General features: G+C 74.1%; 11 protein-coding genes. 4 read left to right on the forward strand and 7 right to left on the reverse strand.

Annotated elements, in window-relative coordinates:
* Positions 1–1018, reverse strand: a 1018-nt coding sequence (locus E1165_RS25730; protein WP_165945327.1) for a glycoside hydrolase family 6 protein, incomplete at its 3' end; no start/stop codon positions are given.
* Between the two features lie 132 nt (positions 1019–1150).
* On the opposite strand from E1165_RS25730, the gene E1165_RS25735 reads away from it, so the two are divergent.
* Positions 1151–1651 carry a metallophosphoesterase gene (locus tag E1165_RS25735; RefSeq protein ID WP_132394314.1) on the forward strand — a complete coding sequence of 167 codons (501 nt, stop codon included), beginning with the start codon at positions 1151–1153 and terminating at the stop codon, positions 1649–1651.
* 6 nt (positions 1652–1657) lie between these two features.
* Here the strand turns inward: E1165_RS25735 and E1165_RS25740 are convergent, their stop codons facing one another.
* The 4 genes from E1165_RS25740 to E1165_RS25755 form a co-directional block, all read right to left on the reverse strand.
* The gene (locus E1165_RS25740; protein ID WP_132394315.1) at positions 1658–1873 is read right to left on the reverse strand and encodes a DUF3072 domain-containing protein; all 216 of its coding nucleotides are present in this window, start codon (positions 1871–1873) and stop codon (positions 1658–1660) included.
* A gap of 89 nt (positions 1874–1962) precedes the next feature.
* A complete protein-coding gene (locus tag E1165_RS25745) occupies positions 1963–3249 on the reverse strand; it encodes a sodium:proton antiporter (protein ID WP_132394316.1) in 1287 nt (428 codons plus the stop codon).
* Positions 3250–3318: 69 nt separating this feature from the next.
* Complete coding sequence (locus tag E1165_RS25750) at positions 3319–4032, reverse strand: HAD family hydrolase (protein ID WP_132394317.1); 714 nt, start codon at positions 4030–4032, stop codon at positions 3319–3321.
* A 40-nt stretch (positions 4033–4072) separates the two neighbouring features.
* Positions 4073–6199 (reverse strand): SpoIIE family protein phosphatase, encoded by a 2127-nt coding sequence (locus E1165_RS25755; RefSeq protein ID WP_132394318.1) that lies wholly within the window; start codon positions 6197–6199, stop codon positions 4073–4075.
* 200 nt (positions 6200–6399) lie between these two features.
* Here E1165_RS25755 and E1165_RS25760 point away from each other — a divergent pair, with 200 nt between their 5' ends.
* Complete coding sequence (locus E1165_RS25760; protein WP_132394319.1) at positions 6400–7251, forward strand: hypothetical protein; 852 nt, start codon at positions 6400–6402, stop codon at positions 7249–7251.
* Between the two features lie 56 nt (positions 7252–7307).
* On the opposite strand, the gene E1165_RS25765 is transcribed toward E1165_RS25760, so the two are convergent.
* Positions 7308–7676 carry a DUF6401 family natural product biosynthesis protein gene (locus E1165_RS25765; protein ID WP_132394320.1) on the reverse strand — a complete coding sequence of 123 codons (369 nt, stop codon included), beginning with the start codon at positions 7674–7676 and terminating at the stop codon, positions 7308–7310.
* 164 nt (positions 7677–7840) lie between these two features.
* On the opposite strand from E1165_RS25765, the gene E1165_RS25770 reads away from it, so the two are divergent.
* A complete protein-coding gene (locus E1165_RS25770) occupies positions 7841–8290 on the forward strand; it encodes a hypothetical protein (protein WP_132394321.1) in 450 nt (149 codons plus the stop codon).
* 59 nt (positions 8291–8349) lie between these two features.
* On the opposite strand, the gene E1165_RS25775 is transcribed toward E1165_RS25770, so the two are convergent.
* Positions 8350–8559 (reverse strand): hypothetical protein, encoded by a 210-nt coding sequence (locus tag E1165_RS25775; RefSeq protein WP_132394322.1) that lies wholly within the window; start codon positions 8557–8559, stop codon positions 8350–8352.
* A 161-nt stretch (positions 8560–8720) separates the two neighbouring features.
* Here E1165_RS25775 and E1165_RS25780 point away from each other — a divergent pair, with 161 nt between their 5' ends.
* The gene (locus E1165_RS25780; protein ID WP_243704988.1) at positions 8721–10004 is read left to right on the forward strand and encodes a sugar MFS transporter; all 1284 of its coding nucleotides are present in this window, start codon (positions 8721–8723) and stop codon (positions 10002–10004) included.
* The last annotated feature ends 33 nt before the right edge of the window (positions 10005–10037 follow it).

Below are 10037 nucleotides of genomic sequence, written 5' to 3' on the forward strand. Positions count from 1 at the left end.
CGAGCGGCGTGGGCGGGGCGGGGGTCGGCGGCGTGGTGGTCGGGAGCGGGCCGGCGGCGACGGCGAGGTCGTACGCCCGCTGCGGGACGAACTGACCGGCGCTGGCGATGCAGCCGTCGGCCTCGCCGGGCAGCTTCACCCAGAGCAGCGCGTCGACCATCGGGTCGCCGGTGTTGGTGGTGCTCGGCGTGCCGATCGCCCGACCGGGCGGGTCGCACCACTCCGAACCGGCCGGTCCGTTGCCGTTGCGGCTGGTGTCGACGACCGCCCGCAGCCGGGACACTCCGGTGGCGGCGATGATCTGCTTGGCGTACGGGACGGCCTCGGCGGTGGAGCGGTAGTTCGACACGTTGACCGAGATGCCGTCGGCGCTGTTGGCGATGTCCGCGCCGACCAGCCGGGAGGCGATCTCGGCGGGCGACAGCCAGGCCGAGTGGCCGGCGTCGAAGTAGACCTTCGCGGCCGCCGAGCCCGCCTTGAGCCTCTTGCCGGCGTACGCCATCGAGGCTCGTGTCTCGGCCTGTTGGCTGGCGTTCTGGCAGGTGGTCATCAGCGGCAGCACGTCAGGTTCGAGCACGATGGTGGCCGGCCGGCCGTTCAGACCGGCGGCGACCTGGTCCACCCAGGCGCGGTAGCTGGCGTGGTTCGGGGCGCCTCCGCTGCTGGCGCCGGCACAGTCCCGGTTGGGAATGTTGTAGACCACCAGGATCGGGATCTTGCCCACTGCGGCGGCAGCCCCCACCAGGGCGTCCACCTCGGCGCGCACGGTCGAGGTGTTGGTGCGGGTGAACCAGCGGGCCTGCGGGACGGCCGCGATCCGGTCGCGGATGACCGCGGCGCGTGGATCCCGGGGGTTCGCCGCGACCCAGGCCGCCGCGGCGGTCTGCGGATCGACGTAGAAGGCGGAGTCGGCCGCCGAAGCCGGCGTCGGCCGCAGGGCGGCCACACCCATCGTGGCGGCGACGGCGAACGCGGTCGCGGCCGCGCCGACGGCTGCGCCAGTCCTGCTGTCCCTCATGACCAACCCCTCACATGTATCGACAATGATGCGTGGAAGCGCTCCCATATGCAGGACAAAATACGGGCATGTCGCCGGGATGTGAAGACCCGGTGCGGTGTTGATCGCACCGGACCCGGGAAGAGTGACCCCATGCGCCTGCTGATCATCGCCGACACCCACCTGCCGAAACGGGCACGGGACCTGCCCGCGCCGGTCTGGTCGGCGGTGGAGGAGGCCGACGTCGTGGTGCACGCCGGCGACTGGGTCGAGGTGGCGCTGCTCGACGCGCTGGCCGCCCGGTCCCGTCGGCTGATCGGCGTGTACGGCAACAACGACGGCCCCGAACTGCGCGCCCGACTACCGGAGGTGGCCCGGGCGGACCTCGACGGTCTGCGCCTGGCGGTGGTGCACGAGACCGGGTCGAAGGCCCGCCGCGAGGAGCGCTGCGCGGCCCGCTTCCCCGACACCGACCTGTTGGTCTTCGGCCACTCGCACATCCCCTGGGACAGCGTCGCCCCCAACGGGCTGCGCCTGCTCAACCCGGGCTCGCCGACCGACCGGCGGTCGCAGCCGTACGCCACCTTCCTGACCGCGCGGGTGGCGGCGGGCCGACTCGACGCCGTCGAGCTGCACCGCCTGCCCCCGCGCTAGCCGGGCTCACCGGCCGCGACCGGTCTCCGCCTGCAACTCGTCGATCCGGCGCGACGCCTCGGCCTTGGTCAGGCCGTCCGGCACCTCCTCGCCCGCCTCCCGGGCCAGGGTGTGCAGGTACGACTCCTGGGCGGCGGTCGGCGGCTCGTCGCCGGTGACCCACTCGTCGGGGTCCTTGAGCGCGCCCTGCGGGTCCGGCGCCTGCCGGTTGCGGTCCGTCATGGTCTCCACCTCTCTTCGAACAGGTGTACCCCTACCCCGGATCTGTGGCCTCCATGCCGACCGCCCGTGGTGCGGGTGACCGCGCGCGGTCAGCCCCGGACGCCGCCCAGCACGGCCTCGCTCCGCCCCGGCGCGCTCGTGGTCCGCTCGCCCCTGCGGTCCAGCAGCCGCATGACCGGGGTGGCGGCGATCCCGTGCACCACCACCGAGACGACCACCACCAGTCCGACGGTGGCCCAGAGCAGCTCCCTCTGCGGGAAGTCCGCCTTCGTGGTCGCGTACGCCAGGTAGTAGAACGAGCCGACCCCGCGGATGCCGAACACCGCGATCACCCAGTGCTCCGCCGGCCGGCCGGGTGCCCCGCGCAGTGACAACCAGCCGACCAGCGGCCGGATCACGAACACCAGCGCCAGACCGACACCCGCCGCCTGCCACGTCAGCGGGGCGAGCAGCCCACCGACCACCGCCCCGCCGAACAGCAGCAACAACAGGACGGTGAGCAGCCGCTCGATCTGCTCGGCGAAGTCGTGCAGCACCGAGTGGAACTCGTGGGTCCGCTCGGCGGACCGGATCGCCCTGGCGGCCACGAACACGGCCAGGAAGCCGTAGCCGCCGACCACCTCAACCAGCCCGTACGCGAGGAAGGTGGCGGCCAGCGCGAGGAAACCCTCGGAGTGGCGGGCCAGCCGCAACGTGCTCGGGGCGCGGAAGAAGAGTTTGCCGAGCAGCCACCCGACGAACAGCCCGCCGCCCACGCCGACGGCGAGTTTGTAGAGCACGTCGACGGTGAACCAGTCGACGAACCACTGCCTCGGGGCGAGACCGGCGGTGGCGACGGCGACGGCCGCGTACACGAAGGGGAAGGCGAGCCCGTCGTTCAGGCCCGCCTCCGAGGTGAGCGCGAAGCGGACCTCGTCCTCGGAGTCCTCCACGTCGGTCGGCTCGCCGACCTGCACGTCCGAGGCGAGCACCGGGTCGGTCGGGGCCAGGGCCGCGCCGAGCAGCATCGCCGCCGCCGGCACCAGTCCGGCCCACCACCAGCCGAGCAGCGTCACGGCCGCGATGCAGATCGGCATCGCGATCGCCAGCAGCCGCCAGGTCGACGACCAGCGTTTCCAGCTCAGCGGCCGGTCGATCTTCAGGCCGGCGCCCATCAGGGCGACGATCACCCCGATCTCGGTCAGGTGGGTGGTCACCTCGGGCCAGCGCAGCGGATCCGGCGAGGGCAGCCCGGTGGGCAGCAGGAAGACCAGCACGCCCAGGCCGAGGAAGGCGATGGGCATGGACAGCGGGCGGCGTTCCAGGGCCCGGGGCAGGATCCCGGCCAGCAGGGCCCCGACCCCCACCAGGGCGAAGGCGACATCGACCGGTTCCACGGCACCACCTCTCGGTCCCGCCCGCGACCGGCGCGGGTGGGGTGGCACAGTGCCCGGTGACGCGCCCGGCTAAGCCTGGGTGTCCGTCTTGTCCCTGGATGACGTCGGCCGCCCGGTGGTGAGCGGGGAATCGCCGAGACCGGCCAGCAGCGCGGCCGGGTCGTCGTAGACCGCGACCGCCCCCGCCCCGGCCAACTCGCCTCGGCTGGTGCCGCCGCAGCTCAGCCCCACGCAGGGGATGTCGAGTCGGGCCGCCGCCGCGACGTCCCACACCGAGTCGCCGACGAAGACGACCCGCTCGGCGGCCAAACCGGACTGCTCCAGGGCGGCGACCAGGATGTCGGGGGCCGGCTTGCTCTGCGCGGCGTCGGCCGCGCAGGTGACGGTGTCGACCACGTCGTCGGCGTCGAGCGCGGCGCGCAGCGCCTCGACCTCGTGCGCGGCGGCGGAGGTGGCCAGCACCACCCGCAGGCCCCGGGCGGCGCAGGCACGCAGCAGGTCCGCCGCGCCGGGCAGCGGGACCAGCCGTTCCCAGTACTCGCCGAAGAACCCGTCGTGGGCGGTGCGCAGCCTGTCGTCCTGGCCGCGGTCCCGTTCGGGGCCGAGCAGGTGGTCCAGAAGCTTGTCCGAGCCCATGCCGATCGACCGGTGGATGGTGGCCATCGGCACCCGGTGGTCGGCCTGGCGCAGCGCCTCCCACCAGCTCACCGCGTGCAGGTACGTGGTGTCGACGAGGGTGCCGTCGACGTCGAAGAGGACCCCGGCGGGTCGGTGTGCGCTCATGCCCGGCCTCCTACCCGGGGTGCGTCACCCCGACGCCCCCTCACCGCGACGGGATGAGGATCTCGAACCAGACGGTCGAGCCGCGGACCGTGGGGTCGGTGCCCCAGGCGTCGCTGAGCTGCTCGATCAGACCGAGCCCTCGACCCCGACTGCTCAACGTGTCGGTCTGCGCGCGGGTCACCGCTCCCCGGGTACCGGAGTCGGCGACCGACACCAGCAGGCGCTCGGCGCTCAGGTCGATCACCACCCGGGCGGCGGTGCCGGCGTGCAGCAGCGCGTTGGTGGTCAGCTCGCTGGTGCACAGCACCGCCGCGCCGATCACCGACTCCGGCACCTGCCAGTCGGTGAGCTGGGCGGTCATCCAGTGCCGTACCCGGCTCGGCGCGGTCGGCTCCGCCGGCATCTCCATGCTCGCCGAGCGGCTCGGCTTCAGCGCGTGCTCCACCGCCAGCACGGCCACGTCGTCCTCCGTGGCACCGCCCACCGCGGCGGTGGCCACCGCGCACAGCGCCCGGGGATCGCCGCTGGCCGCTGCGGCCGCCGCCGCCGCCAGCCGGTCGAGGCCGGCGCTGAGGCTGTGCCGCCGCCGTTCCACCACCCCGTCGCTGTAGAGCAGCAGGGTGTCCCCGGGCGGGAACGGTGTGGTGGCGGTACGCGGCCGGCAGCCCAGCCCGAGCGGGGCGCCGGCCGGAAGCTCCAGGTAGTCGGCGACGGCGGAGCCGTCCGGCCGGTAGCGCCTGATCAGCGGCGGGGGATGGCCGGCACTGGCCAGGGTGATCTCCCCGCGCTCGGGGTCCACCACGCCGAAGACCACGGTGACGAAGAGTTCGTGGTTCCCGGTCTCGGCACCGAGGCTGGCCACCAGCCGGTCGAGTCCGGCGAGAACGGCGGCCGGGTGCGGGTCGGCCAACGCCAGGGCGCGCAGCGCCGCGCGTACCTGTCCCATCCGGGCCGCCGCCTGCACGTCGTGGCCGGCGACGTCGCCGAGCACCACGCCGAGATCGCCGGTGGGCAGCAGGAACGCGTCGTAGAAGTCCCCGCCGGCGGCGTTGCCGTCGACGCCGGGGTCGTACCGGGCGGCGATCCGGAGCCGGGGCAGCGCGGGCAGCTGCTCCGGCAGCATGCTGCGTTGCAGCAACTGGGCGGTGCCGTGCTGGGTCTCGAACCGGCGGGCCCGTTCGGCCGCCTGGCCGACCAGCTCGGCCGAGGCGGCCAGCAGCGCCCGCTCCGCCGCCGACCAACCGTGCGGAGCCTGGTAGCCGACGCCGAGGCCACCGCGGATCACCGACGAACGCAACGGCAGTGTGGCCAGTGAGCGGATCTTCTGGTCGTGCCGGTCCACCGCGTGGTGGCGCAGCGGCTCGCCGTCGTTGGTGAAGGAGGGCACCCCGCTTCGGGCGGCCACCACGACCGGGGCGGAGGAGTCGGCGGCGATGGGCCGCCACAGCGGCGGCAGCCGCTCGTCGGCCTCGTCGAGCAGCTCGCCCGGGATCCGGCGGACCGACCGCCAGGCCGGCCCCTCGTCCACCGCGAGGGCGACCTGGTCGGCGTCGAACGAGTGCAGCATGTAGCGCAGGGTCACCCGGGCCACGTCATCGAGGGTGAGGGTGCCGGACAGGGCCGCCGCGAAGTCGCTCAGGCTCTGCAACTGGTGGGTGAGCTGGATGGTCTGGGCGGCGACCGTCAGCACGCCGACGATCCGGCCGGTGCTGTCCCGGGCCGGCGAGTGACCCCGGGTGAAGACGGCGTGATCGCCGGTGGCGGTCAGGCGCCGGTCGACCGGCAGCACCGACTCCTTCTGGAGGAAGGACTCCCCGCGCCGGTAGACCCGCTCGATCACGTCGCCGACGCCGGGGGTGTGCCACAGGTCGGCGAAGACCTCTCGCGCCGGCCGGCCGATCGCGTCGGGGTGCCGGTCGCCGATGAGCTCCGAGAAACCCTGGTTGTAGAGCATCTCGAACCGGTCGCCGTAGTAGAGCGCCATCGGCACCGGCGAGGACAGGATCACGTCCACCAGGGCGCGTACGGCCGGGTCCCACCGTGGCGGCGGCCCCAGCGAGGTGCGCGCCCACGGGTGGGCGAGCACGGCCGCCGCCACCTGCGAGACCGGGGCCGGTCCGGGGGTGGCGGCGGGTGACGTGGGGACGCGCCCGACCGTGCCTGGCATGTCACGCAGCCTAACGGGCCGGTGCCGGGGGCGTTCTCGATCATGGCCCTGGGGTGTCGGGCGGTCCGTTGCCCGAGACGTTAGGCCAGGTCAGTGCAGGTTCCTGCGGACATGTCGGGAAATTCAGATACCGCGGGCCGGCGTGCCTTCCGGACGACCGGGTATGCGCCCGGCGCAGTCCATGCGACAGGAGGGACATCATGCCGGAAACCCTCGCGGTCAGGCAGGTCGACATCGGCAATGCCCTGGCCGACATGTGGAGGTCGGTGCTGCTCTTCATCCCGAGGGCGATCGCGTTCATCGCGATCCTCGTGGTGGGCTGGCTCATCGCCCGAGCCGTCCTCAAGATCGTGGACGCGGCACTGGAACGGGTGGGCTTCGACCGGGCGGTCGAACGCGGCGGGGTCAAACGCGCGCTCGAACGCACCAAGTACGACGCCAGCGACATCCTGGCGAAGCTCGCGTACTACGCCGTCCTGCTGTTCACCCTGCAGTTCGCCTTCGGGGTGTGGGGGCCCAACGCGATCAGCGACCTGATCCGGGGCGTGGTGGCCTGGCTGCCACGTGCGTTCGTGGCGATCGTCATCGTGGTCGTCGCCGCCGCCATCGCCAACGCGGTCCGGGATCTGGTCACCGGGGCCCTCGGCGGTCTGTCGTACGGCAAGATCCTGGCCGACCTGACGGCGGTCTTCATCCTGGCGCTCGGCGTCATCGCCGCGCTGAACCAGGTGGGCATCGCCACCACCGTCACCACGCCGGTGCTGATCGCGGTCCTGGCCACGGTGGCCGGCATCCTGATCATCGGTGTCGGCGGTGGTCTGGTGAAGCCGATGCAGAGCCGCTGGGAGGGCTGGCTGCACCGCGCGGCGGAGGAGTCGCGGGCGGTCCAGGAGCACCGCCGGGCGCAGAACGCCGGGCGTGGCGACATGGGTCGGCAGATGGCCGACCGGGGTGGCGTGGCGCCGATGCCGCAGCCCGAGGAGGCCCGGTCGGGCGGTCGGGGCGGCACCATGGGCGACGAGACCCAGCAGTTCCGACGTCCGGGCAGTTGAGTCCGGGCGTGCCGGGAGGGTGTCCGCGTGCGACGCGGGCGCCCTCCCGTCGTCGCTCAGGCCGGTTCGAGGTGGCGTGGGTCGAGGGTGCGGGCGAGCGCGCAGACCGCCAGCAGGCGGACGGGCAGCCAGTCCGGGGCCGACCAGTCGACCGGCCCGGCGGGCGGGACCAGCCCGTGTTCCAGGGCCGCCGCCCGGACCCCCTCGGCGTAGCCGGCGAGCGCGGCCGGGGTCAGCGGCCGGCGGTCACCGTCGAGGCTGTCGCGCACCGCGGCGGCGTGCTGGTCGACCAGCGCGAGCAGGCCGGGGCTGCCGGCGGCCGCGGCGAGACCGCCGGCACCGACCGAGGCGGCGAGTAGGGCGAGGGTCGAGCGCGCCTGGCTCGCGGCGGTCCGGACGGCGACCTGGTGGTACGGCACACGCATGGGGACCGAGGTTAACCACCGGTCGCCGTCGTGGCCTCGGCCGGTCGGACGATCCCGTTCCTCTTCCCGGCCGGTCACCCTCCGCCGCGGGGATTGAGCCCGCCCAGGCCGGGCAGAGGGAGAACCGGGTGCGAACCGGCGCGATCGGCAGGGTGGAGGCACGGATGGGACGACACGCGGACGGCCCGGACCAGGCGCACCGCCGGCCCGTCGGGGTCACCGACGAGACGGTGGCCGCGCTGGGCAAGCTCAGCGAGGCGTTGGAGACCGTGGAGCGAGCCCGGGGCCACCTCTACGACCTGCACCAGCTCATCGGCCACGCCGACCTGATGCTCGACGAGGCCGTCGCCCGGTTCCGGGCGGCCGGGCACCACGACATGGCCGAGGAGATCGCCACCGAGCTGCTCGGCCGCAACGTCATCGCCGGCCGCTGGACGTTCCAGATCGTCGAGGACTTCGACGACGGGTACTACGCCCTCTTCCGAGAGCTGGATCGACGGGCCCGCGACGAGCTGGCCGGCGGACTCCGCCACCTGTACGAGGCGGAGATGAAGGAGCGCCGGCGTACCCGGGGGCGGCCCGGCCACGAGGCGCGGCCGGGCCGCGACGGTTAGGCGCCCCCGGCCCCCGCGCTCCGCTCGCCGTGGCGAGGGCGGGTGGTGGACGCCGCCGGCTAGTCGACCGGCGCGTCGGCCGGACGCCGCCGGGCCGCGTCGTCGGCGACGATGACCGTGGCGACCATGACGGCGACGCAGAGGCTGAACAGCCAGGAGTCGTCGGAGACCAGCCTGGCCGAGACGGGGGCCTGGATGGCGGCGAGCAGGAAACCGAGCCAGGCCAGGCGACGCTGACGTGGGGTGAGGATGCCGGAGCCTTGTTGCATCCCGAAAGTCTGGCGCGGCGATCGCCGGTTGCCGTCAGCCGATCGGCCGATTCTGGACGAGCTGTCCGTGTTCCTGCCCGTCTGGGCCTGCCGTTGTGCCGGTTCGGGGGAGGCGTGACCGACGGTAGGTGTATATGCCGCGTGCGGCAGGATGGACCCCCGTGTCCGCCCCGCCCCGCGCCTCCCTGCTCCTGCTCGCCTATCTCGCCTTCGTCAGCCTCGGCCTGCCCGACGGGCTGATCGGCGTCGGTTGGCCCTCCATCCGGGCCGACCTCGGCGTACCGACCGAGGCGGTGGGCCTGCTGCTCACCGCCGGCACCGCCGGATATCTCACCTCCAGCGTGCTCGCCGGCTTCACCCTGGCCCGGCTCGGCGTCGGCCGGCTGCTGGCGGTCAGCACCCTGCTGGCCAGCCTGGCGCTCACCGGGTACGCCGTCTCGCCCGTGCTCGCCGTGACGATCGGTTGCGCGCTGGTGCTCGGGTTCGGCTCCGGCGCGATCGACTCCGGGCTCAACGCGTACGCCGCCGGTGCCTTCGGGCCCCGGCACATGAACTGGATGCACGCCTTCTTCGGCCTCGGCGTGGCGATCGGGCCGCTGGTCATGACCGCTGTGCTCGGCGCCGGCCTGGCCTGGCGGGTGGGATACGCCCTGGTCGCCGCCGCGCAGCTCGCCCTGGCCACCGCCTTCGCGCTGACCGTGCGGGCCTGGCGCGACGGCACGCCCCAGGCCGCCGTGCCGGCCGTTCCCGCGCGCGGTCCCGGCTCGGCCGACCTGGCCGCCGCAGGGCCGGTGGCGGTGGCGGCCGGCGTGAGCGCCGTCCCGGCGGTCACGGAGCCGTCGGGCACGGTCGGCGTCGCCTCGGTTCCGGTACGCCAGACACTGCGGCTGCCGGTGGTGTGGTTCGGCGCGGCGGCCTTCGCGACGTACGTGGCGATCGAGGTGGCGGCCGGTCTCTGGGCGTTCCTCCTGCTCACCGAGGGTCGCGGGCTGGCCGCGCCCGCGGCTGGGCTCTGTGTCTCCGGCTACTGGGGCAGCCTCTTTCTCGGCCGGGTGGTGCAGGGCCTGGTAGCCGAGCGGCTCGGCAGCGGCCGGGTGCTGCGGGGAAGTCTGCTCGGCATGGCGGCCGGTGCCGCGCTGATCGCGCTGCCCGCGCCGGCCTGGGTCACGGCGGCCGGTCTGTTCCTGCTCGGCTTCGCCGCCGCGCCGGTGTTCCCGCTGCTCACCCTCACCACCGCCGAGCGGGTCGGCGCCGCGCACGCCGACCGGGTGATCGGGGTGCAGATCGGCGCCGCCGGCCTGGGCGCGGCACTGGTCCCCGCCGGACTGGGTGTGCTGCTCGGCAACACCTCGGTGACGCTGCTGGGGCCGGCGCTGGCCGTCCTGGCCCTGGCCCTGCTGGCCCTGCACGTGGCGGCAAGCCGGCGTCCGGTCCCGGCCGCCTGAGCCCGACCGGCCGCCGGGCGCAGGTCAGGAGGG

It is taken from the genome of Micromonospora sp. KC723, assembly GCF_004348595.1.
In the GTDB taxonomy this organism is placed as follows: domain Bacteria; phylum Actinomycetota; class Actinomycetes; order Mycobacteriales; family Micromonosporaceae; genus Micromonospora.